The organism is Corynebacterium falsenii, from assembly GCF_020099275.1.
Taxonomy (GTDB): Bacteria; Actinomycetota; Actinomycetes; order Mycobacteriales; family Mycobacteriaceae; genus Corynebacterium; species Corynebacterium falsenii.
The window spans coordinates 2,074,988-2,099,265 of record NZ_CP083646.1; the positions used below are offsets into that span (position 1 = coordinate 2,074,988).

Genomic DNA, 24,278 nt, shown 5'->3' on the forward strand with positions numbered 1-24,278 from the left:
GCACACGTGAAGGAACAGTCACCGCGCCGCAGGGTCGCGGCGCAGACAGCTCGGCCGGGTACCTGGTCGCGACCACTGACGGGCTTTTCTAAGTACACCTCCTTCTACGCGAGCATGTGGCTCGTGTTTTTGATCCCGCCGTTCGCCGCACTGATCACATCGGGGCAGCCGTTGGGACTCAAACTCTACGGGGTGACCCTGGCGATTGTTTTCGGCATCTTCTACGGCTTCGCTTTCGGCTCGCACAGCTACTATCCCCGCGGGTGGTCGGTCAATCGGCGTTTCTGGAGCGCGTTCGCCGTACTGCTGGTCATCGCCCTAGCAATGTATCCCGCGCTGAGAGTGGCCGTGGTCTGCTTCACCCCATACCTCGTGGCGTTCGTATCGTTCCTGCGCCCAATTCCGACCATTTTCCGGCTCGTGCCGTTCATCATCGCGGTGAGCTCGGTTGGTGGAATAGTACTGGGACTTGCGACCCCCGGCTCAGACACGTTCACTGCGGAAAGCGGCGCCTGGCTGCTGATGTGGACTCTCGCCACTCCCCTGTTCATTGCGGCGCTCGGCGTGCTGAACCAACGCGAAGACAGCCGGCGCAAGCTCGCCTCCGAACTGGAGCGCTCGCTGGAACGCGAGAAGATGGCCACGGACGTGCATGATCTTTTGGGCCATTCGCTGACGATCATCAAGCTCAAGGCGGAGGTTGCCGCTCGCTACGTGGACCGCGATCCCGCGCGGGCCGCAGAGGAGATGAGGTCCGTGGCGGATATTGCCAAGCACAGCCTCGAAGAAGTACGGGCAACCGTGACGAATTCGCTGAGCCGCGATATCACCACCGAGATCAGCCGCGCCCGCGATGCACTCGAGACGGCTGGGGTGGAGTGCACTGTGGTGGCGTCGAGTAACGTGGCCGACCCGAAGCTGTTCGCGTGGGTGCTGCGGGAGGCCGTGACGAACATCGTCCGCCATTCGGGCGCCAGTGCGTGCACGATCACGGTGGAGGGCAATCGGCTGGTTGTCTGTGACAACGGCCGCGGGATTGCGGTGGCGGAAAGGGAGCTGTCCAGGAGTGAGGTGGAGGGCAATGGACTGCGTGGGATGCGGCGGCGTGCCGTTGCGGCCGGGGCCGAGCTCACCATCACCACCCCGGACGGCGGGGGCACAGCCATCACTGTGTCGATCCCGGTTGGTCGCGTCACCTCGCCGACCACACCCACCACGCAGACCACACAGACCACACAGACCACACATCGGGGAGGTCAGCCATGATCCGCGTTCTCATCGCCGACGATCAATCACTGGTGCGCGGGGCTCTGGCCGCCCTGCTGGACCTCGAACCCGACATCGAGGTGGTCGCGCAATGCGGTTCCGGTGTGGACGTCGTGGATGCGATTGATCGTTTTCGTGTCGACGCCGCCCTCGTCGATATCGAAATGCCGGGCATGAGTGGCCTTGATGTCGCGCAGGCGATCGCGGAGCGAAATAGGCGTGCTGAGCGGGAATGTGCGTGCCTCATTGTCACGACGTTCGGCCGCGCGGGATACGTAAAAACAGCGCTGGCGAACGGGGCGAGGGGCTTCCTAGTGAAGGACACCCCACCAGAGCAGTTGGCGGAGGCGGTGCGGCGGGTGCACCAGGGATTAACGGTGATCGACCCGGAGCTCGTGCAGGACGCATTGAGCGCGGTGGAATCGCCGCTGACGCCGCGAGAGGTGGAGGTGACGCGTGAGGCGCTGACTGGTGCGGATAGCCGGGCGATTGCCGAGAGGCTGCAAATGAGTATGGGGACGGTGCGCAATCACCTATCGAGCATCATCGCAAAGACAAACGCGGGCAACCGCTATGAGGCTGCCCGCGTGGCTCGCGATCGCGGATGGTTGTGAGCGATTGCAGAAGATGCTGCTAGATGAGCATGTCATCCTCGAGACGGTTGGAGTTGTCGGTGGGGATAACCAGGGCGCCGTCATCGCCGAAGATGTAGGCGTTGGCTTCGTCGGCGATGGTGTAGTCACGGGTGAACATCTGCGGAGGGAAGATCATTGTGGGGTCCTTCTCGTGTCGTGGTCTGGGTGGCCGGGTCATGTTCATGGGGCTCGGTGGCCGGGTCCAGCTCGTAGTCTGGGTGGCCGGGTCATGCTCATGAATCTCGGTGGCCGAGTCCGTCATCTGGGGGCTCGGCGATACGAATCACGCTAGGCAGCGCGTCGGACGCCGTGCCAGACGTGGTGGTTCGGGCGCGCCGCCTCGCTGCCCCCTATGCGGTCATAACTAAAACGCCGTCCATCCAGGTAGTCGCGTAGCCGGTGGTGAGGGGAATGTATAAATTCCGCACGCACTGCTACCCCCGCTCCTCCTTCGTCACACTGGTCACATGTGACGCGCGACACACATAAAACCGCAGGTTAAAGCATGTTTCGACAATTATTGAAGTATCACTGATGGCCGATTTTTGGTCATAAAAATAGACCGATCGGGCGCTATGGCCACGATCGGTCTGGCGAAACGCCGGACACCTAGGAGGCGCTCGGGGTAATGGCGACCGCGGTGGGCGATCAGACCTGTTCGATGATGACGGTGGCGGTTGCGGCGTCGCCGTCGTGGGACATGCTCAGGTGGATCCGGATTTCGGATTCCGATCCGGATTTCTGATCCGCCGGTCCGCTTTTCTGCTCGTGCGGTCCGCTTTTCTGCCCAGTCGATCCGGAAAGTGGACCGAGCGTGCGCGTCACCTCGCGGGCCACCGCCCCGTGCAGGCGCAGGAGGGGGCGCGACCAGGCGTCCGAGTAGACCTCGATCTCCTGCCACACCACATCCGACGGCGCGATCGGCGGAGCCTGCCCCGCGATCGCGACCGACCACGCCTTGATGAAGGCCTCCTTCGCGGCCCACCGCGCAGCGTAATGGTGTGCAGCGCTTCCGCCGCTATCAACTCGACGATCAGCAGCCCGCCGCTCAACCGCACGCCGTTCCGCGCCCGTGAACACCTCGAGGAAGCGGGTGCCCGGGACCTCGAGCTGCCGGGCGAAATCCGGAACGAACACGAGGTCCACGCCCAGTCCGAGGATCATCAGTACAGCCCGTCCTGTCCGAGGCGTGCCTCTGGGTCGAGCAGCATCTCGGCCTCGGTGCGGTGCTGACCGGCCCCGGCGCCACTCCCGGCACCGTCACCAACACCGGCACCGGCACCGGCACCAGCACCAGCACCAGCACCGGCACCGGCCCCGGCGTCCTCCGCAAACCGCCGCCCCTCCAACCGTGCGAACAGCGGTGCGTGACCCAGCATCCCGGCCTCCCTGCGAGCTACGCCCGCGCGCAGCCGCTCGGTGGCACGTTGCTGCCAGGACGTAGCGGCGTCGGATCCCAAACAACGTTCCACCACAGCGAAGAACGCGCCCGGGTGAACCAGCGCCACCAGCGCCGACACGTGCCCGAAGCCCAGCGAGGTCAGCAGACCCGCCCGGATCTGCGGCAACTGGATCGGCGAGCGCAGCCACACGAAGTTCTCCGCCACCGCCATCTCCGGATCCACGCAGTCCAGCGACGCGTTGGCCGGGATGCGTCCCGTGCGGAACATGTCGCACAGCCCGGCGATCTGGAACACTGCGGCGCCGCCCTTCGCGTGACCCGTCAGGGTCTTCTGCGACACCACGAACAGCGGATTACCCTGCGCGCGACCCATCGCCGAGCCCAGGCGGGTGTGCAGCCGCGACTCGTTCGGGTCGTTGGCGTTCGTGGAGGTGTCGTGCTTCGAGACCACGGCGATGTCGTCCGCATCCACGCCCAATCGGTCGAGCGCCTGCACCAACCGCGAGTCCCGACCACCACGAGCCGCCGCCAGCGCGCCCTGACCAGGCGCCGGGATGGAGGTGTGCATGCCGTCGGCAAACGACTGCGCATACGCCACCACGCCATAGACCGGCAGACCCAGCTTCGCCGCGACCGATCCGCGAGCCAGCAGCACCGTGCCGCCGCCCTGGGCCTCGACGAACCCGGCGCGGCGCCGGTCGTTCGCCCGCGAGTAGAAGCGCTCGTTGATGCCCTTGGCCGCCATGGCGTCGGAATCGGCGGTGGCGTTCATCGAGGCGAACCCGGAGATCGACTCCACCGAGATGTCATCGACCGCACCGGCGACCACGAAGTCGGCCTTGCCGCAGGCGATCTTATCCAGCCCCTCCTCCACGGACACCGCGGCGGTGGCACACGCTCCCACGGGGTGGATCATCGCGCCATAACCGCCCACGAAGGACTGCATGGTGTGCGCGGCGACCACGTTCGGCAGTGTTTCCTGGAGGATGTCCGAAGGGATGTCCTCGTTGAGGAAGCGATCCACGAACAGCTTGCGCATGCTGGTCATGCCGCCGAAGCCGGTGCCCTGGGTCATCGCCACGTCCGAGGGGTGCACGGCCTGCAGGATCTCGGCGGGGCTGAACCCTGCGGACAGGAACGCATCCACGGTGGTCACGAGGTTCCACACGGCCATCCGGTCCAGCGACTCGACCATGTCGGCCGGGATGCCCCAGCGCGCCGGGTCGAAGTCCGTGGGGAACTGGCCGCCGACCTTGCGGGCGAGGGTTGCGCGGCGCGGCACTCGGGCGCGACTGCCGGCGAGGCGGGTGATGCGCCACTCGTCGCCGACCTGTTCGGCGCGGGTGAATTGCGGGTCGGCTTGGACGTAACGCTGGGCGTCGTCTTCGCTGTCGACGGTGAAGGTCACGTCGCGGTCGAGGAACATCTCGACGCTGAGCGGGCTGTTCGGCACACTCGTACCCGCAGCGTCCGTAGCGTCCGTCTCAATCGCCCCATCAGCCACGAACGTGCGCACACCGGCCCGGGCGATCACTTCGTCGCGGTAGCGCTCGAAGATGTCGGCCTCGTCGACCATGTTGTCATCCTGGTCGTACCAGCCCGCCTTGGGCGTATCCTTCCAGGTCAGTAGGCCCGTCATCCACGCGAGTTCAAGCACGCCCGCGGCTGTGAGATCCACGGTGGTATCCGCGTGGATGCCGTATTCGGCCTCGCATCGAGTGCGGCCACTGCCCCACGCGCTGACCTCGCCGATGCCCACGATCACCACGGTCTCATCCAGCTCTGCGGTGGTGTTGCCCCAGCTCATCGCGGGTTGGTGCTGTTGGGCGGGCGTCGGCAGTGCCTGGATTGTGGCCTTTTCTTCCTCCGACGCCACCACGCTGCCCTCCTCTGGCGCGTCCAGGCTGGTCAGGGAGAATCCGTCCAGCCCGCCGGTGAGGTCCGCCTCGATCGGGGTGGTCCGTGCCTGCTCGCGGGCGGAGTCGGTGCACAGGTCCATGAGCTCGGCAGCGATCTCTTCGGGGGTCCACACGCGGATGCCCTTGTCCTTGGCGGCGGCCACGAGGGGATCGTTGCCTCCCATGAGCCCGGTGCCTGCCACCCAGCCGATGCGTGGATGCGCCAGGGTGATGCGCGTGGCCCACGGTTCCACGGACCACTTGTTGACGATGGCGTCGAAGGCGGCCTTGGTTTCACCGTAGGCACCGTCGCCGCCGAAGGTGCCTCGGTTGGGGCTGCCGGGCAACACCACGTGGAGGCGGTGGGCGACGTCGGTGTCGGCGCCGATCTTGGCCAGCGCGGTCATGGACCGCTCAACGCTCCACAGCAGCAGGCGGGTTTGGTGCTCCGCTGCGGCGCCTGCGTCCTCCACCGAGCCCATGACGGGCGGGGCGGCGAAGGGGAAGAACAGGTCCGGCACCAGGGCCGGCTTGATGAGCTTGCGCTCGGAGCCGACGGTTTCGGACTGCTCGCTGCCGATCCACTCCACGAGGGCGTCGACGTCCCGGAAGCTGGCGAGGTTGGCTGGCACGAGCCACAGTGCCGCGCCGGGGCGGGCGTGGGTGCGGTAGAGCTGCTTGGCGTAGGCCAGGCGGGAGGGGCTCACACGGGAGGCGGTGGCGACCACGGTTGCGCCCCGCGAGAGCAGGTCCGCCACCACGGCGCCCGCGATGGAGGTGGGGGCCATGCCGGTGACGACGGCGACGGTGCCAGACAGATCGGTTGCGCCGTCTGTAGCATCGTCCGCCGCTTCCTGTGCCTCGGCTGCCTCGGCTGCCTCGGCGATGCGGAGCAGCGCGGCCCTCTTCTCGTCGGCCTTCACGTGGGCCTCTGCGTGGGCCTGTGCGGGGTCCTGTACGTGACCATCACCATTCGCGTCATCGTGCGACTCACTGCCCAGGTTGTCCGCCCACCAGCGCGCATGCGCCGCCACCGCGGCACCCGCACCGACAAAGCTCGACAGCGCCACACCATCAACACCACTTGCAGCATCGGCAACAGCAACATCAGTAGCATCAGCACCACCGTCAACCAACCGCAGCTCCCCGAGCGCGATCCGGGCAATGTCCTCCCTGGCACTCGCCCAGCGGTCGTCGAGGAGGACGGCCCTAGCGGCGTCGAACGAAGGAGCAACCAGCGACGGCCACGAGCTCCCCAGCTCGGCAGACACGGCAGCCAGGATGCGGTCGGTGTCCTCCTGCTCGCTGTGATCGAAGTCCGCGGCCTCCGGGGTGTCGAGACCGAGCACGTTCAACACGTGGCGGGCCGTGCTGGCGAGCACGCCACTCGGGCCGGTGATGGTCTCCGCGAACCCGTCGAGCGCGGCGGAATCCACAACCGCCCCGCCGCCACCGGTGGTGGGCTTAGCGACCGGAATGCCGTGCGCGGCGCCAACCTGCGCCACGGCCTCATCGATGAGCTCCTTCACCGCGGCCATGGACGCGGCCTGATCCGGCAACGTGGCCAGCTCACCGCCGCGCGCGGATGTGCCCTCGCGGGAGCCCAGCAGAATCTGGGCGGTGGTGTGCGCGGCCCAGCCGTCGCCCAGGCCCCACTCGCTGCTCACGTGCTCGGCAATGAAGGACTGCTTGGCGCCGGCCGCGCCGAACAGCTTGCGCACGCGGTCCTTGATGGCCTCGCCGAGGACGGGGCCGAAGGGCTTGTAGTTGAACGCGGCCTTGTCGACGGTGGCGGATAGTGTTGCCACGTCCGCCTCGGCAGCGCCCTCCACGCTGGAGAGCCCCAGCTCGGCGGACATGTCCATGAGCAGCTGGTTGAGCCGCGAGGACACGCCGTTGGTAAGGGAGCCGGTGGTGTCGGCGTCGCCGATCTGCTCGGGGCGCAGCTTGTTGGCGAAGGCCAGGAGGGTGCGGATCGCGTCGGAGGCCTTGTAGGGCAGGTCGGGTGCGTCGGTGACGCCACCAGGCTGTACACCAGCCGCCGGCGATGGGTGGGCCTCGGCGAGGGGCGCCGGGTTGGCGGCCGGCCCGTTTTCCGGATCCACTACAGCACCACCAGCACCGCCCGCCGAAGCCTGAGCACCATCGCCCGATCCGCTTTCCGGATCAGCCTCATCCAGCTCAATCGTCTGCACGTCCTCCGCGTACACCCGCTTCTCGTCGCGCTGCACGTTGAGCACCCGCACCTCGCTATCCGCAAAGCGCGACAGCCCCAGCGTCTTGGCCGCCAGGTTGGCCAGCGTCGGCGCCGCGCCCAGGCCGATCTCCACGAAGTCCTCCACCGCGACTCCCCCGCGGTTCTCGCTGCTAAACAGCAGCGCCTGCGTTTCGATCCACCGCACCGGCGAGGCGAACTGCCAGCACAACAGCTCCACCAGCAGCAACCGCGCCAGCTCGCCCGGCTGCCACTCGTCCCAGTGCTCCAGCGCATCGCGCACCGCCTCGCTCGGCACCACGTCCAGGATCGACTGCGCAAACTCGCGCGTCAGCTCGAACGGGCGTGCCACGAGGTTCGGAATGTAGCGCCCCTCCAGGACCTCGTAGTCAAACTCTTCCGGCAACAGCTCGTTGAGCCGCTCCCGGAAATCCGGCACGCCATCGTGGAGCACAGCCGAGTGGAACGGCACATCAATGCCCGGCACCAGCATGAATGCCTTGCCGCCGGTTACCTCCGCGGCCCGCGCGTTCGCGTGCTTCTCCAGCGCCTTGATACCGGCGACCGTACCGGCCACCGCATATTGCTGGCCGGCCAGGTTGTAGTTCACGATCTCTAGGAACTCACCCGTCTCGCGCGCCACTTCTGCCACATACTCGGCCACGTGATTTTCGTCGACGCCCAACTTATGCGGACGCAGAGCACCCATCCGGTAGTTACTCCGGCCGCGCTCGTCGCGGGGCACCAAGTTGTGCATCGTCGACCCGCGGTGGAACACCAGCTCCAGGACGGTTTCCAGATCAATGGTCTGGGCGTACGCGCTCAGCGCGTTGTACTCACCGAGTGAGTGTCCCGCGAAGTACGCATCCCGCGCCAGCGCCCCACTTTCGCGCAGGCGCGCCGTCTGGGCAAACGCCAGCGTGGCCAGCGCCACCTGGGTGAACTGCGTGAGGTACAGCACGCCGTCCGGGTGGCGGTACACCTGCCCGTTGGCGGAGATCTCCGTGGGGTTGTCGCGCACGATCGCCAGGATGGAAAAGCCCAGCGCCTCGCGAGTGTGCGCGTCGGCACGCTCCCACACCTCTGCCGTGGCCCGCGAGCTCGTCCGCTCCGACAAGCCCATGCCCTTGGACTGGATGCCCTGGCCCGGGTATGCGTACGCGGTCACCGGCACGTCCGTGGTGGCGGTGGCCTGGGAGACGAGCTCGCCGTCGATGCGGCAAGTCACCTCCAGCACCACACCACCACCGCCGAGCCGGGCGATGCGCTCCACCTGGATCTCCACCTCGGCGTTGAGATCCACCAGGCCGAACATGCGGTAAGTCCAGCCGGTCAGGCGGTAGCCCAGCTGGGCCACCGCGTGCTGGGCCGTGGCAGACAGCCACATGCCGTGCACCAGCGGGGCCTCCAACCCGGCCACCCTAGCGGCCGCGTGGCTGGTGTGGATCGGGTTGAAGTCGCCGGAGACCCACGCGAACTGGGTCATATCGGCGGGCGCGGTCACCAGCACGCGCGACAGGGTCGACCGCGGCGTGTCCACCACGTCACGGTCCGTGTTTCCAGCGAAGGGCGGGTCGGCTGGTGGCGTCGAACCAAAGACGCGACCACGAATCGCGAAGCGTTCGGTGAAGCGCCCGAACTCCTCCCCGTCCGCAGACAGCACGAGGTTGACCTGGACCACGCGGCCGGAGGACGATTCCTCCACGGCCGACGCCCAGCTGATCACATCCACGCGGGTACCGGCAGGCAGCGACGGCACTCTGCCGAAGTCCACCGTGTGGTCGAGGTGCACGGCGTTGAGCAGGCCCTCGATGACGGGGTAGCCCTCGACCTGCGCGGAGCCGAGCGCGGCGTAGATGGCGGGCCAGCAGGGGCCGAGGAGGGCATCCGGAACCATGCCCCCGAGCGTGCCGGGCAGTGCCGCGCCGGTGGCGGCTGTGTGATCGGGGCCGAGGTTCTCGGAGACGTGGAAGCTGTAGTGCGCCTCGCCGAACTCGGATCGATCGCTCGATTCCATGCTGGGCAGGTGGTCGATTTTATCGCCGGTGACGCCAACATTTCCCACGCCCGCGGTGCCTGCCAAGAGGCTGAACATGGATTCGGGCAGGCGAGATTCGTCGACGACGGGCAGACCACCGGTGGCGATGGACTCCGGGAGCAGCAGGGGCACGACGAGCTCGTGGACGGCGTGGACGTCGGCGTTTGAGCCGTCCCAGAAGGTGTCGAGGTGGATCGTGAGGGTGGCTGCGGACGGACGTGCAGTGTTCTCGGTGTCCTCTGTGTCCTCTGGGTCCTCTGTGTTCTCGGTGTCCTCGATGGTGAGGGTGAAGCGCTCCGAGTCGAGGATGTGGGCCGGGTTGTCCATGATGTGGCCGGTCCAGGAGATGAAGGGCACGGCAGTGAGGTAGTCCTCGATGGTCTCCGCCGAAGCGAGGCGGGACACGGCGTGCTCAGCAGCCTTCTCAGTTGCGTGCTCAGTTGCGTGCTCGGTCGCGTGCTCACCAGCCTTCTCAGCCTCGCCGGCAACACGCTTCACCACCGCATCCTCGAAGCGGCCGAGGATCGTCGCGATCGGCTCGTTCTTCGTCTTGATGCCCGCGACCGCGACCGGCCCGGGGATCACGCGCACGGCGTCGGCCGGATAGCGGTCGTCCTGCGCCTGCCACAGCGAGTCCTGACCCCACCAGCGCAGCAGGTCATCGTCGATGACGGGCACGAAGCCCATCGGCTTCGGATACTTGCGGCACAGCGCCACGAACCACGCCACGTCCAGCGGGGTCAGCGTCAGCTTGGCGGCGGCAGGATAGTGCTGCAACAGGGTATCCGCTGCGGCGTGGGCATCCTCGGCGTCCGCAGCCGAGGGGAACAGCGTCTCCACCTCGCCGTGGTCGGCATCCGACAGACGGGCCTCCACGCGCTGCAGCAGCTCCCAGTACCGCAGCGACCACGAACCATCCACCCACGGGTAGGACAGTTCCGCGAAGCGGCGCACCACCTGCTCGTAGGTCATCTCCCCCAGCTCGCCGAAGAACGGCTTGGCGGTCTTGTTCAGCGCGGCGATGATCTCGTCGCGGCGTGCAGCCACGCGCTGGCTGTCACCCTCGACCTCGGCGATGAGGCGGGCGCAGGCGGCGGCGGAGTTGTCGATCTCGTGCATGTCGGCACGCAGGTGCGACAGGCCGGAGGTCACTCCCCCGACCGACGCACCCGAACCGACCCAACCAGTGCCATCCACGGAACCATCAACAGCACCCGGCTCGTCCACCGAGTCCGTATCGCCCAAGCCATTCGTCGCCACCAGCAGGTCCTTCACCGCCTCAGTGGTCTTGGCCTCCTTGGCCGTCATGGCCGCGGTGCCGATGAGCACGCCGTCCACCGGCATGGGCCGCATGCCATGCACAGCCGACCACTGCCCGCTCACGTAGTCGGCCGCGCGCTCTGGACTGCCGATGCCGCCACCGACGCACAAGACGACATTGGGGTGGCGTCGAATATCCCCATACGTTGCCAGCAGCAGGTCATCGAGGTTTTCCCACGAGTGGTGGCCGCCGGCGTGACCATCCTCCACGTGCAGGATGATCGCGGAATCCACGGCCTCGGCGATGGCGAGGCACTGGCGGATCTGCGCCACCGTGCCGGGCTTGAAGGCCACGTACTCGAAGCCCTGCTCGTGGAGCTCGGTGATGAGCTCGGGCGCCTCGTCCAGCTCCGGGATGCCCGCGGAGATCACCACGCCGTTGATCGGGGCGCCGGATTGCCGCGCCTTTGAGACGATCCGCTGGCCGCCGAACTGCAGGTTCCACAGGTAGCGGTCCATAAACATGGCGTTGAACTGGCACGCTCGGCCCGGTTCCAGCTGGCTTTTCAGCTTGGTGAGGTTCTGGTCGAACACCTCCGCGGTCACCTGACCACCGCCGGCGAGCTCGGCCCAGTAACCCGCGTTGGCCGCCGCGGCCACGATCTCGGGGTCCACGGTGGTGGGGGTCATGCCGGCCAGGAGGATCGGCGAGTTGCCGGTCAGGCGGGTAAAAGCGGTCTCCACGGTCTTCGTGCCGTTGACCTCGACCACGCGGGGCTGGAAATCGGACCAGTTCACCCACGTCTGTTCCTGGCCGAGCGCGCCGAGACGGTCGATCTCGGTGAGGTTGTGGGCGGGCACCACACCGGCCGCGCCCTCGGCGATGTCTGCGGTGAGCACGCCGACGATCTCGCCGGGCCCGAGGTCGACGAACCACTCCACGCCCTCATCGATCACCGCGTTGACCTGGGCCGGCCAATCGATTCGATCGGTCATCACGCCACGGGCTAGTTTTTCGGCGACGCCACCAATCCCGCACTTTTTCGCCCACGCGACGGTGGTGTGCACGCCGTGCTCGAGCAGGGGGTGATGGAACGGAGCGCTGACTTCGAGGGGCGCGATCTCGATGGTGAGGGGCTGTCCGCCGCGGGTCTTCGCGGCGAGCTCGGCCTTGTCGGCGGCCATGGCGTCGGCGGCGGCGCGGCGGACGCGCTCCAGGTCGGCGGGAGTGCCGGAGACGACGAAACGGTCGCGGCCATTGCGCAGGGCGATGGCGGCGGAGGAATCGGCGGCCTCGAGGATGCGCTCGATGACCTGCGGCGTGCAGCCGGAGAGGGCGATCATCGGGACATTCTCGGCGCCGCGGTTGGCGTTGTTGGTTGTGTTGGCGGTTTTGGCGGCTTTGGCGGTGTAGGAGCGGGACGCGCGGGAGGTGGCGGCGCCGATGAGGCACGCGACGGCGAGGGCTTGGGCGGCGGTGAGTTCTGCGCGCTCATCCAGCATCGCCTCGGCGACGGCCACCCCTAAGATGCCCTGCGAATGGCCTAGGAGGGCGGGGCGCCTGGTGGCGTCGAACTGGGAAAAGAGCGCCGTGAGCTGGCCATACTGCGACAGTGTGATGCTCGGGACGGAGACGGCCGGGTCGATGGCGTCGGCGGCGGAGAGGAAGCGGTCGACGTCGGGGAGGCCGGCGCCGGCGGAGGTCAGCTCGGCGGCGACGGGGGCGAGGATGTCGCGGGTTTCGGCGACGAGGTCGCGCAGGGCGGTGCTGAGTGAGGGGTCCTGATCCTGCTCGGCGAGAAGCGGCTGCCAGGGGTTGGATTGGCCGGCGAATAGGAGTGCGAAGGGGTGATCGTTGAGGCGTGAGAGGAAGCTGGATGCGGTGGATGCCATGGATAGTCTTTCTTGCTGGATGATGCTGGCGGTGCTGAATGAGGCTGGCGGTGCTGAATGAGGCTGGTGTTGCTGGATAATGCCGGCGTTGCTGGATGTTGCCGACGGGACCGATACGTCGATCAGAGCGGACCGTTGTTATGCCGCTTCGGACCCGGGTGCGTACGATCCTTCGTCTTGAGAACCTCGAGGGCCTCCGCGATCACCTGGCGCGTCTGCGAGGGCTCGATGATCCCGTCCAGCTCGCCCGATGCCACCGACAGGTTCGGGTTGATGTTCTTCGCCGCGTACTCATCCGCGAGCTCCTTGGCCTTGGCCGCCATGGCCTTCTTGTCCGGGCCGGCGGCCTTGATCTCGCGGCGGTGCAGGATGTTCACGGCACCGTCGGCGCCCATCACAGCCAGTTCGGCGTCGGGCCAGGCGTAGCTGAAATCGGCGCCGATCGACTTTGAGCCCATGACGATGTACGCGCCACCGTAGGCCTTGCGCAGGGTCACGGTCACGAGTGGCACGGTGGCGTTGGCGTAGGCGAAGATGAGCTTCGCGCCGCGGCGGATGATGCCGGCCTGCTCCTGGTCGGTGCCGGGGCGGTATCCGGGCACGTCCACGAGCGTGACCACGGGGATGCCAAAGGCGTCGCAGCAGCGGACGAACCGGGCGGCCTTCTCGGAGGCATCCACGTCGAGGGTGCCGGCGTTGTGGTTCGGCTGGTCGGCGACGATGCCCACGGTGCCGCCGTTGATGCACGCGAAACCGATGACGATCGACGGCGCAAAATACTCCTGGACCTGCACGAACTCGCCGTGATCCACGAGCGCCTCGACGACCTCGACCATGTTGTAGGGCTGGCGGGAGTCGCTCGGTACCATCTCGCCGACACCCGCGGCGGCGGTTTCGTCGGTGGTGGAGGTGGTGTACGCGTAGTGCGGCGGGAGCTCGTCGCAGTGGCTGGGGAGGTAGTTGAGGAGGCTGCGTGCGTAGTCGATCGCGTCCTCCTCGTCTTCGCCGAGGTAATGGGCGACGCCAGATTGGACGTTGTGTAGTTCGGCTCCTCCGAGCTCGGCAGGGGTGACATCCTCGCCGGTGACGGCGCGGACCACGTCCGGGCCGGTGACGAACATGTGGGAGTTTTCGCGGGTCATCACCACGAAGTCGGTAAGCGCTGGGCTGTAGACGGCACCGCCGGCGCAGGGGCCGAGGATGATCGAGATCTGCGGGATCAGGCCAGAGGCCTTGCAGGAACGGCGGAAGATGCGGCCGTACTGGGCAAGGGCCATCACGCCTTCCTGGATGCGGGCGCCGCCGGAATCGAGCATGGAGACGATCGGGATGCGCTGGGCGATGGCCTTGTCCATGAGTTCGCAGATCTTGGCGCCTTCGGTGGAGCCGAGGGTGCCGCCCTTGAGGCTAAAGTCCTGGGCGTACACGGCGACGGGGCGGCCGTTGATCTCTCCGAATCCGGTGATGACGGACGCACCAAGAAAGCCTTCGGAGGCGTGGCCGCCGCGGAAGCGCCCGATTTCTACGAACGAGTCATCGTCGAGGAGGAGCTCGAGGCGCTCACGGGCGGTCTTTTTGCCCTTGGCGTGCTGGAAGGCGGCGGCCTTTTCCTCGGCTTGCTGCTCGATGCTGTGGTAATCGACGCGGGTGCTGTGTACGTCGGTGTTGTCTTTGCCGTCGAGGGATTGGCCGGGGACGAGGGGCTCGGCGCTGCCGTGGGTGGGGCGGGTGCCTTTGGTGTGCTTGGGGTCTTTGGGATCCTTGCGGGTGAGGGCGTCTGCTACGAGGCTGCGGAGGGACTTGATTCCCATTGTTTCTCCTTGGTTGTTGGTCGCTGGGTGTGCTGCGCGTGTGCTGCGGTGTTCTGTACGCGTGCTGTGCGCGTGCTGTACGCGAGCTCTTCGTGAGCTGCGGTGCGCCGGGTTTATGCGACGGCGAGCTTGAGCAACGGCGTTCCGGCGGGCACGTTCGCGGCGACGTCCACGAGCACTTCCTCCACGGTTCCGTCCACGGTCGAGTGGATGTATTTCTCCATCTTCATGGCCTCGAGGACCAGCAAGATATCGCCTTCCTTGACTTGTTGGCCGACCTCCACGGGGATACGCACCACGATCGACTGCATGGGGCTGGCGAGAATGCCTTGGGCATCGACTGCCCCATCGGGTTGCACGGTGGGCTGATTGGTGGCGCGGGCGCTTCGGCGGGGTTGTTCGGGGCGCTGGCCTGCGGCGAAGATCTCGGTGGGCAGGGTCATCGTGTGGCGTTTGCCATCGATTTCGACGACCACATCCCGCCGTTGCGTCCACCCCTCACCAGCGGCGGCACCGGCTGCGTGGGCACCAGCTCCGTTAGCTCCAGCTCCGTCGGCGAACTCAGCGGCACAGCTCGAGTTGGGTAGGAACTCCTCCTCCATCCACTTCGTGCCGATGTTCATGTTGCGGAAGTCGGGGTGCGCCAGGATCTCCTCAAGCAGGTCGATGGGGGTCGATACGCCCACGATGGTGAGCTCGCGCAGGGCGCGGTGGCAGCGGGCGATGCAGTTGTCGCGGTCGGTGCCGGTGATGATGAGTTTGGCGATCATGGAATCGAACTCGGGGCTGACGGTATCGCCCTCGCGGACGCCGGTTTCGATGCGCACGCCGTGGCCGGTGGGCCAGTCGAGGTGTGTGATGACGCCCGCAGTCGGCATCAGTTCCGCATTCTCGCTGGTGATGCGCAGTTCGATGGAGTGCCCGCGCGGCTCCGGAATCGCAACGAGCTCTTCCCCATTGGCGATGCGGATCTGCTGCATTACCAGGTCGAGTCCCGTGATCTCCTCGGAGACGGTGTGCTCCACCTGCAGTCGGGGGTTAACTTCCAGGAAGTACACGTCCTCGCCCTTGACGAGGAACTCGCACGTGCCGAGGCCCTGGTAGTTCGTGGTGCGGAACAGGGCTTCCGACCATTCGGCGAGCGTGGCCTGCACATTCTCGCTCAGCTCCGGCGCGGGTGCTTCCTCAATGAGCTTTTGGTTGCGGCGCTGCACAGAGCAGTCGCGGGTGGTGGCGACGGCAAAGTTCCCCTTCGCGTCCGCCATGCACTGGGTTTCCACGTGCCGGCCGTTTTCCACGAACTTCTCGAGGAAGTACGCGTCGATGTCGGCGCCGGCGTGGCGGGCCTCGAATTCGTTGAGGTCCTGGTCGGTGCGGAGGATCTCGATGCCTCGCCCGCCGCCGCCGTCGGAGCGCTTGGCGACGATCGGCAGGCCGTGTTCCTCGACGAATGACCTGACCGCATCCATGTCAGTGGATTCGTTGGTGCCCGGAACGGGCTGCACGCCGGCGCTGATGGCGGTGCGGCGGGCGCTGATTTTGTCCCCCAGTTGGTTGATGGTCTCGGCGGACGGTCCGATCCATGTGAGTCCCGCGCCCGTAACGGCGTCGGCGAAAGAGGCGACCTCGGAGAGGAAGCCGTAGCCGGGGTGGAGGGCGTCGGCGCCGCTGCGCTCGGCGATCTCGAGGATCTTGTCGACGTTGAGGTAGGTCTCGGCGAGGGTGCCGCCGCCGAGGCAGTAGGCTTCGTCGGCGAGTTCGACGGCCGGGGAGTTCGCGTCTGCTTCTGCGTAGACTGCGACGGCCTGAAGACCGAGGTCGTGGACGGTTCTTATAATTCTAGCTGCGATTTCGCCTCGGTTGGCTACCACTATCTTCTGGATCATGTGCGCCCTTCGTGTGATTGGGTTCCGAATTGGGTGCGGCACACAGTAGGAGCCTGCGGGGCGAGGTCTAAGACCGGCTCGTTCGTGTCGTGTCGCCCCCTCCCCCGCCTCGGACGGCGCCTCCCGCTCCCTGCCGCGGGGTCGCGCGCATCACCCATGCAGCTCCGTGCGGGTTTCCCCGCTACGACGTGTGCGATGTCCGGAGGCTTTATAGCTATAAAACCCGCTCGCACCTTTGCCCCCGCGGGCTCGTCTCAATCGCGGTGTCGGTGTGACTGGCGCTACATTCCGGGCCGTGCGTTACTGATCTCGATAAAGATGTAAATTCATTGTCCCCACTTGTCTTTTCATAACTTCTTGCCACTTATCGCCTGCCTTGCCGTCTTCCGTGTCGCTTGCCTTGTCGCTTCTTTTCGCCTCTTTTTGCCTGCTTTGTCACTCTTGCTCGCCGCGAATCGCACGCACAGTGGTGGCCTTTCGTGCCTGCTCCGGCGCGGTGTGTCCGCAAACTCGCCAGTTATTCGCCAGTTATTCGCCACAGATTCGGACGGGTTCACCCGGATTCGCCCGGCCGGTCCGGATTTCGGATCCGGATTTCGGACCGGCGCTCTCGGCGCGCCCCTCGCTACGACACTCACGGTGAAGCGCTTGCAGTCTCGGTCCGGATTTCGGATCGGGTTTTCGGATCCGGATTTCGGACCGGCACGTCTCGCCGACTCAGCGCCGATCCTTCCCCGCAATCTCCCCGGCTTCGTAGGCCAGCCGGACCTCATCGCTCTCCCATTCCTGCCCCATCACACGCATCCCCGGCGCCTCGCGCGCGGTCGTGGAACCGTTGATCGCCACCTCGTCGCTCAACCGCGGATGCCTATTCAATTGCGAACGACTCTGATGCCCTGCAGATCGCGACCCACCCGGCGCGCTCGAACCATCAGTCCAATCCGACGCGCTCGAACCATCAGTCCCACCCCGCGTCGGCGAATTCACGCCCAACTCGCCCACATCCAATACTCCCGGAAGCGCAAGCGGCTCCGCATCATCCGCATCGGCACGGGCGCGCGCCTCGCGCCACCCAACCCGCCCCGTTACCGGGTCCACCTCCGCGTGCCCCATCCCCAGGCCACCATCGCGTTGATCCCTATTCATACGGTGATGATGGCGGCAGAGCAGCGTCAGATTTTCAATATCCGTCCTTCCCCCACGCGCCCAAGCCAGCACATGATGCACATCCGACTCGCACGCCGACTGGTTGCACCCCGGGTAGGCACAGCACAACTGCTCAGCGACCAACATGAGCTTCTGTTGCACCGACGCATGGCGCTTCACCTTCGCCGAATCCAGCGCGCGCCCAGTTTTTGGTTCGACGACAACCCCCAGGTCGTGCTGCGCCAAACCGAGGCGTAGGACATCCAGTGGGCTCAGCTTGGCGTTGGTGTTCGTCGGCAGCCACCGCGTGCTAGCCCCAGCCGGCGCATCGCCGGAATCGCCGGAATCGGCAGCATCGCCCGGATCGGAGCACCCCTCCGGCAGCTGGGTGAGATCCTTCGCCGACATGGCGATGACCAGCGACGCTAAGCCTCGAGTCCGTCCGCTGGCCGCCGCATCGCCTTCCTCGGCCCACTTCTCAAACATCGCCATGAGCGCATCCGCCCTGCGCTGCGGCAGCGACCGCTTGTCCTCCTCAACATCGATCCCCCTCTTCTTCTCCCAGGCGACGAGCCGCGCCGGGGCCAGCAACACCTCCAGCAAGGCATGACCCGTACGAGGCAGCACAGCGTTGAGTCGAACGTTGCCGCGCTCATCCGGCTGCGACCACGTGACTTTGCGGGCGCGCAGATCAGCGAAAGGATCCCCAACAGACCGGTTCGCCTCCCTGACCTTGGAACGGAGCCAGAGCTTCAGGTCAGAGAGAGACGTCTCCTCAGCCTTCTTCGTGGCCTCGTTGAGCAGGTCCTCGTGGCATTGGGACTTAAGGCTGTCATCGAGGTGCTCAAGCTCGCGGTTGATTTCAGACAACTTTGCGTTGGACAGATCCCGTGCGCGGCGGCGTGCCTCGGCCTGGTCACGAAGTTGCTTCTGATGCAGTTCGTGCTGCTTGCGCCGTTCGGCCAGCTCGTCGTGACCATCCAGTGCGTCTGGGCGATCGGGGTCCGTTGTGGCGTCGGATAAAGGAGGTGCGATGGTGGCAGGCGGTGGTGCGGCGAAGAGTTTCATGCCCAAGCTGAGCCACTGTTTTGCCTGGTACCTGGAGATATCCAGCGCGCGAACAAGGTAGTCGGCGGTGTGGACGGAGCCGACCTTGCGGGAGGCCTGGGCCTCGGACGCGGCGAAGGCGAACGCTGCGTGGAGAGTATCGGTGCGATTGGTGACGCGAATGAGCTGCCGCAGCTCGTGCTCGTGGCGTCGAAAAAGATCAGCTGGCGAAGCGATAAGTGCATCCGTGATCAGCTGCAATGACCGCTCAACATCCTGCACGAGTTCGGTGATCGTGCGGGCTTGGTTGATCGTTGCGCTGCCTACTGTGTTGGCGTCTGCGTTGTCCTCTGTGCTGTCTACGATGAGCTGTGCGGATGTCATTGATCCCCCTTAAACCCCAAAATTCTATTTAGTAAGTGCTGTCGAATCCTTTACGGCGATCGTCCAAGACGTTCGATATAATCGCAGTTCCGCGACGTTTTTTTGGTTACCCCTTGCGAACATCTCGAACATCTTGTAGTTTTTATAGTACACACGTTCCACGCACCACACAAGAGTTCATCACCAAAAATTTTTTAGGCCACAAACGGGCAGGTCATGCCCACGTTGGCCCAGGAGGGGAAACAATGACCGACCACAGCAGACCGACAGTTCATGGCAGCGATGTCTCACCGAGCACTACACTTTGAGCCGTGAGTACTTCCCAGGACAACCCAGCCGAGCAGTGGCAACAACTCGCCGAGCAGGTGCGCATGCACCGCGACCGTTATTACTACGGTGAGCCCACCATTTCCGACGAGGATTTCGATAAGCTCCTGCGGCAACTTCAGCAGCTCGAAAGCGAGCACCCTGAAGTTGTCACTGGCACGAGTCCAACGCAGGAAGTGGCCCCTGCCCCACCAACCTCGAGCCCGTTTAGAAACGTTGACCACCGCGAGCGAATGCTCAGCTTGGACAATGTTTTCGACGAAGACGAGCTCGATGGCTGGCTTCAGCGCACCCCAGCGGAGACCTATCTCACGGAGCTGAAGATCGACGGCGCCAGCATCAACCTGCTCTATGTCGACGGCAAGCTCGAACTAGCGCTGACCCGAGGCGATGGAACCACCGGCGAGGACATCACTCACAATGCCCGCACGCTCGGCGATATCCCCGATGAGCTGCACGGAACCGAGGAGTTTCCCGTGCCCCAGCTCGTCGAGATCCGCGGCGAAGTGTTCATCACCGTGGAAGATTTCGCCACGATGAATGCGCAGCGCCAGGCCGAGGGGCTGAAGATGTTCGCCAACCCGCGCAACGCCGCCGCCGGTGCGATGCGGCAGAAGAATGCCGAGGACACGGCCAAGCGTCCACTGCGCCTGATCTGCCATGGAATTGGCGCCCGCGAAGGGTTCGATCCGCAATCTCAACATGAGGCCTACCGGGCAATTTCCGCATGGGGACTGCCGGTCAGCCCCTATACGCAGCAGGTCCACAGTGCCAAGGAAGTCATCAAGCAGGTGGAGTACTGGGGCGAGCACCGACACGATGCCGCCCACGAGATGGACGGCGTGGTCATCAAGGTCGATGCCCTGGATGAACAAAAGCGTCTGGGCACCACCAGCCGCGCACCGCGCTGGGCCATCGCCTATAAGTACCCGCCGGAAGAGGCCATGACCCAGTTGCGCAACATCCGCGTCAACATCGGCCGCACGGGTCGCGCCACCCCGTACGCCGTGATGGAGCCGAAGTACGTCGCTGGATCAACGGTCACCATGGCGACCTTGCACAACCCCTCGGAGGCGCACCGCAAGGGTGTGAAACTCGGTGATCAGATCATGATCCGAAAGGCCGGCGAAGTAATCCCCGAGGTCCTCGGCCCCGTTGAGGATGCCCGCACCGGCGAGGAGCGGGAGTTCATCTACTCCTCCGTGTGCCCGGAGTGCGGCAGCGCCTTGGCTCCCAGCAAGGAAGGCGATGCCGACTGGCGTTGCCCAAACACCCGCTACTGCCCTGGTCAGCTGTATAGTCGCCTGACTTACCTCGCCGGCCGTGGGGCGTTCGACATCGACGCATTGGGCGAGAAGGCAGCCTACGATCTCATCCACTCTGGCGTGCTCGCCGACGAATCGCGGCTGTTCAACCTCACCGCCGACGATCTCACGGCAACATCTGCCTACTCCTCGAAAAATGGCACGCTCAACAAGGCTGGCGAGACGTTGCTGGAGAACCTGGAGCAGGCCAAGTCCGTTGATCTATGGCGCGTGCTTGTAGCCCTATCGATCCGCCATGCCGGCCCCACCGCCGCCAAGGCGTTGGCCAAGCGTTTCGAATCGGTCGACGCCATCAGGGGCGCCAGCGTTGAAGAAATGGCCGCGGTTGACGGTGTGGGCAGCATCATTGCCGAATCGGTACGGGAATGGTTCACGGTGGACTGGCACCAAGAGATCATCGACACATGGGCCGCCGCGGGTGTGCGCATGGAACAACCCGCCGACGACCCAGACGCGGAGGGCGCTGCCCCCGCAGCAGATGCCGAACTGCTTTCCGGGCTCACCATCGTGGTCACCGGCACTCTCGAAGGTTTCGACCGCACCGAAGCTAAGGAGGCCATTGAGGCACGCGGCGGTAAGGCATCGGGCAGTGTGTCCGGCAAGACTGACTTCCTAGTCGCGGGAGAAAAGGCCGGGTCGAAGCTCACGAAGGCGCGGGATCTGGGAGTGCGCGTGTTGGATGAAGAGGAGTTTACGGCGCTTCTGGAAGGGGGCGCGAGCTCAATCCAGTAAGCTACCCAGGTTGTGCGGCCCCGTGATCGTTCCTGCGCTGCCCGACTTCCCTACCTCTCCCGCCTCCCCCCACTTCCCCACCTCCCCACCCCGCCACAAGCGAAAGGATCTTGTTATGGAGACATTCACCGGCGCGAACGGTTTCTCGCTCCCCAAGCTCGGACTCGGCACCTACAAACTCAAAGGCGAGTCGGGCGCCCGTTCCGTACTCTCCGGCATTGAGGCCGGCTACCGTCTCATCGATACCGCGTACAACTACGAGAACGAGGGAGCCGTTGGCGAGGGGATTCGTAGGGGCGTCGACCAAGGGGTGCCCCGCGAAGAGATCATCGTGACATCCAAGCTTCCCGGCCGCTACCAGCAGGAAGCTGTGCAGACGGTGGAGGAATCGCTGTTCCGATTGGGTCTGGACTACATCGACCTGTACCTCATTCATTGGCCGAATCCGAAGCAGGGCCACTACGTGGAGGCTTACCGTGGGCTTATGGAGGCACGCGATAAGGGCCTGATCAGGCACGTTGGCGTGTGCAACTTTCTGCCCGAGCACCTAGAGGCGATCCGCGAGGCCACCGGCGAGCTTCCCGTTGTGAATCAGATTGAGCTTCATCCGTACTTCCCTCAGCTGGACGCGCTGGAGTACCACCGCAAGCACGGGATCATCACCCAGGCGTGGAGCCCCCTGGCGCGCGGCGATGTGTTCGAGCAGGCGCCGATTGTGGACGCCGCCGAGGCTCACGACGCCTCACCCGCACAGGTTGTTCTCGCGTGGCACCGCGCCATTGGTGCGCTGGCGATTCCGAAGGCGTCGTCGCGGGAGCGCCAGGAGCAGAACCTGCGTTCGCTCACCATCAACCTCACTGACGACGAAGTTGCGGCGATTTCGGCGCTGGGGCGCCCGGACGGCCGGCGCAAGGACCAGGATCCTGCGGAGTACGAGGAGTTCTAGATGCAGCGCTAGGTAGGCGAGACTCTGGGGGGATGCGTTGTGAGGCTTCGTTCAGCTCGCGTGCGCGCTGCTTTCTGGCTGTTCTTTCGTTGCGACGCCACCAGCCCGACCGCCTCTTCGGCTCCTCGAATCCGACGATGGTCCGAGGCCCGGGGAGATCGCGCCCCGTGAGTTCGGGTCCGGGAGATCGGGCCCCGTGAGTTCGGGCCCAGCGGGATCGAGGGGTTCTTGTGTTTCCGGCTAAGATTCCGGTCCGAAATCCGGATCCGCTGGAGAACATTCACTGGTCGGCACCGGGCTTTGACCGCATGGTTGGCCCGGGGATATTACTCGCCTGGTTGGCACTGAGAGCTTGTGGGGATTGCGCTTTGTGGGGCTCGTCAGGCTTGTGAAGATGGTGGAGCTTGTGGGGCTCGGCCACCGTTGTGGCTCCCGCACTCGAACTGAACCTTCACTGACTTATACACGATATAGAACTTATGAACCATTAAGGGGATCCGGGCAGCGCCCGTTGTCCACCTCGGTCACTAAAGTGCTCAATCACCGCACACAACCACAACCTCCCGAACCTCCCTAACTCCTCTGTTCGCCACACAATCTCACACTCGACCGCCACTTCACGTCCATATCTTCACTGACACGCGATTAAACCCGCCATCGAGAGAAAGCCGAAGCCACCATGACGAGTCGCGCATTATTCCACACGCTCTCCAGCAAGCTCCCCAGGTTCGACTGGGCCCATGAGTCGGTCGACTCCCCCTCTGCCCTCATCTCATACCTTGAGGACCATGACCCCGCTTTCAAACCGCAGCACCCTCAACCTGGCCAAACGCAAAGTCTTGAACGCGAACAACGCAACGATCGAGTAGACGACCGACAAGACGACCCTGATGCCGCGCAACTCGAACGGGATATTCAAGCGGACAAACTACGCAAGCTGAAGGCAGCGCAAAGTAACGAGGACATACGCACATTCGTCACTCACTTGTGCGCTCTGTCCAGCTTGAGCCTGTACAACGCCGTGCTCGCGCTCACGCAGAAACCAACAGCAACCACCGCTCTCAGTCCGAGTAAGTGGCACCAGCTAGGTTTTGGCACGAAAATCGGAGCCCGGGGAATCGTCATCGCCCACCCGAAGGGCCCCACCTCCTACGTGTATGACATCGAGGACGTCGAACCCCTCAACTCCCGCCGACTGACCGCGGAGCAGGCGGACCCATACACCGCTGTTGCTAACAATCGCGGGCGCTTTTCGCAGTGTGTCCTTGATCCTATTCGCGTCGCATCCCAGATCAACGACAAACTTGGAGAGCTCGGACTACGCACCAGCGTTTCGTACCCCGTGCAAGGGTTCAGCAGCGAATCCACTTTTCCGGTGTCAGTCATACCGCTGTCCTTCACGCCGAGTAATTCGCAGCCGCTCAAAAAGGTAACACCGTATGGAGTCGAATGGCCACCGTTGTACCGCATTGAGTTTCCCGCTGTGGTTCCCAACGAAGTGGTGTGCGGCAAGATTGATGCCGGATCCGCGGAAGATCCGATGGATAGACCAATGCTCTCCGGGATCGACTGGATAGATCCCCGCAACTCGGCTCTAAAATTGCTGTACACGCTATTCGGCATCGCATTGGCCACCACCGCTTACAACGCCCCCTGGATGCAATCGCAGCACGACGAATACCGCCGACGCAAGCCGGAAGATCTCTTTCAAAATGCATCCGATCGCTTGGACAGGTACATTCCAATCACAACAGCCGAGTTTGAAGCATCCATGGCTGTGTACATCGTGGTTCGGCGATTTTCCTGGGATTTTTCGGTGCCGATCGCCGAAGATTTCATCGCCGATGATGCAGTCTTGCCTCCTGTGGGAGCCTCCTTCTTTTCCGTCCTTCAAGCTGCGCACTATCTGGAAAAGCTCATCCTCAACAAGGGAATATATAAGCCGCATTTGATCTCGCTCTCCAACTAGAGGCGTGACACTTCCATTAGTGACGCAACCGGCTGGAGACGCAACCGAAAAGCATAACTGAGAGACACAACCCAGAAACTCACCAAGAAATGCAACCC

General features: G+C 64.8%; 11 protein-coding genes. 5 read left to right on the plus strand and 6 right to left on the minus strand.

Translation table 11 applies throughout. The features are described 5' to 3' along the window. The first annotated feature begins 6 nt into the window (after positions 1-6). The gene (locus LA343_RS09095; protein ID WP_025403016.1) at positions 7-1,266 is read left to right on the plus strand and encodes a sensor histidine kinase; all 1,260 of its coding nucleotides are present in this window, start codon (positions 7-9) and stop codon (positions 1,264-1,266) included. Then, positions 1,263-1,880: a response regulator transcription factor gene (locus LA343_RS09100; protein ID WP_025403017.1), complete on the plus strand. Its 618-nt coding sequence runs from the start codon at positions 1,263-1,265 to the stop codon at positions 1,878-1,880. The genes LA343_RS09095 and LA343_RS09100 overlap by 4 nt, the downstream gene beginning before the upstream one ends. A 19-nt stretch (positions 1,881-1,899) precedes the next feature. On the opposite strand, the gene LA343_RS09105 is transcribed toward LA343_RS09100, so the two are convergent. The 6 genes from LA343_RS09105 to LA343_RS09130 form a co-directional block, all read right to left on the minus strand. Then, entirely contained in the window at positions 1,900-2,037 is a 138-nt protein-coding gene (locus LA343_RS09105; RefSeq protein WP_182840945.1) for a hypothetical protein, read from the minus strand. Between the two features lie 512 nt (positions 2,038-2,549). Then, complete coding sequence (gene acpS, locus LA343_RS09110; RefSeq protein WP_025403018.1) at positions 2,550-3,065, minus strand: holo-ACP synthase AcpS; 516 nt, start codon at positions 3,063-3,065, stop codon at positions 2,550-2,552. Next, positions 3,065-12,607 carry a type I polyketide synthase gene (locus LA343_RS09115; RefSeq protein WP_025403019.1) on the minus strand — a complete coding sequence of 3,181 codons (9,543 nt, stop codon included), beginning with the start codon at positions 12,605-12,607 and terminating at the stop codon, positions 3,065-3,067. The genes acpS and LA343_RS09115 overlap by 1 nt, the downstream gene beginning before the upstream one ends. Positions 12,608-12,729: 122 nt before the next feature. Further along, the gene (locus LA343_RS09120) at positions 12,730-14,418 is read right to left on the minus strand and encodes an acyl-CoA carboxylase subunit beta (protein ID WP_025403020.1); all 1,689 of its coding nucleotides are present in this window, start codon (positions 14,416-14,418) and stop codon (positions 12,730-12,732) included. A 113-nt stretch (positions 14,419-14,531) separates the two neighbouring features. Continuing rightward, positions 14,532-16,304 carry an acetyl/propionyl/methylcrotonyl-CoA carboxylase subunit alpha gene (locus LA343_RS09125; RefSeq protein WP_025403021.1) on the minus strand — a complete coding sequence of 591 codons (1,773 nt, stop codon included), beginning with the start codon at positions 16,302-16,304 and terminating at the stop codon, positions 14,532-14,534. A 717-nt stretch (positions 16,305-17,021) separates the two neighbouring features. Continuing rightward, positions 17,022-18,881, minus strand: a complete 1,860-nt coding sequence (locus LA343_RS09130; RefSeq protein ID WP_025403022.1) for an HNH endonuclease signature motif containing protein — start codon at positions 18,879-18,881, stop codon at positions 17,022-17,024. Positions 18,882-19,192: 311 nt separating this feature from the next. On the opposite strand from LA343_RS09130, the gene ligA reads away from it, so the two are divergent. The 3 genes from ligA to LA343_RS09145 all read left to right on the plus strand — a co-directional run bounded on the left by ligA (position 19,193) and on the right by LA343_RS09145 (position 24,180). Beyond that, positions 19,193-21,265: an NAD-dependent DNA ligase LigA gene (gene ligA / locus LA343_RS09135; protein WP_039910947.1), complete on the plus strand. Its 2,073-nt coding sequence runs from the start codon at positions 19,193-19,195 to the stop codon at positions 21,263-21,265. 115 nt (positions 21,266-21,380) lie between these two features. Beyond that, positions 21,381-22,211, plus strand: a complete 831-nt coding sequence (locus LA343_RS09140; RefSeq protein WP_025403023.1) for an aldo/keto reductase — start codon at positions 21,381-21,383, stop codon at positions 22,209-22,211. A 679-nt stretch (positions 22,212-22,890) separates the two neighbouring features. After that, positions 22,891-24,180, plus strand: a complete 1,290-nt coding sequence (locus LA343_RS09145; protein WP_144084498.1) for a hypothetical protein — start codon at positions 22,891-22,893, stop codon at positions 24,178-24,180. Positions 24,181-24,278 lie beyond the last annotated feature (98 nt).

Bases quoted from the DNA above. Each gene is read 5' to 3' on its own strand.
- LA343_RS09100 (WP_025403017.1), top strand. From the start codon at position 1,263: ATGATCCGCGTTCTCATCGCCGACGATCAATCACTGGTGCGCGGGGCT.
- LA343_RS09105 (WP_182840945.1), bottom strand. From the start codon at position 2,037: ATGATCTTCCCTCCGCAGATGTTCACCCGTGACTACACCATCGCCGAC.
- acpS (WP_025403018.1), bottom strand. From the start codon at position 3,065: ATGATCCTCGGACTGGGCGTGGACCTCGTGTTCGTTCCGGATTTCGCC.
- LA343_RS09115 (WP_025403019.1), bottom strand. From the start codon at position 12,607: ATGGCATCCACCGCATCCAGCTTCCTCTCACGCCTCAACGATCACCCC.
- LA343_RS09120 (WP_025403020.1), bottom strand. From the start codon at position 14,418: ATGGGAATCAAGTCCCTCCGCAGCCTCGTAGCAGACGCCCTCACCCGC.
- LA343_RS09125 (WP_025403021.1), bottom strand. From the start codon at position 16,304: ATGATCCAGAAGATAGTGGTAGCCAACCGAGGCGAAATCGCAGCTAGA.
- LA343_RS09130 (WP_025403022.1), bottom strand. From the start codon at position 18,881: ATGACATCCGCACAGCTCATCGTAGACAGCACAGAGGACAACGCAGAC.
- LA343_RS09140 (WP_025403023.1), top strand. From the start codon at position 21,381: ATGGAGACATTCACCGGCGCGAACGGTTTCTCGCTCCCCAAGCTCGGA.
- LA343_RS09145 (WP_144084498.1), top strand. From the start codon at position 22,891: ATGACGAGTCGCGCATTATTCCACACGCTCTCCAGCAAGCTCCCCAGG.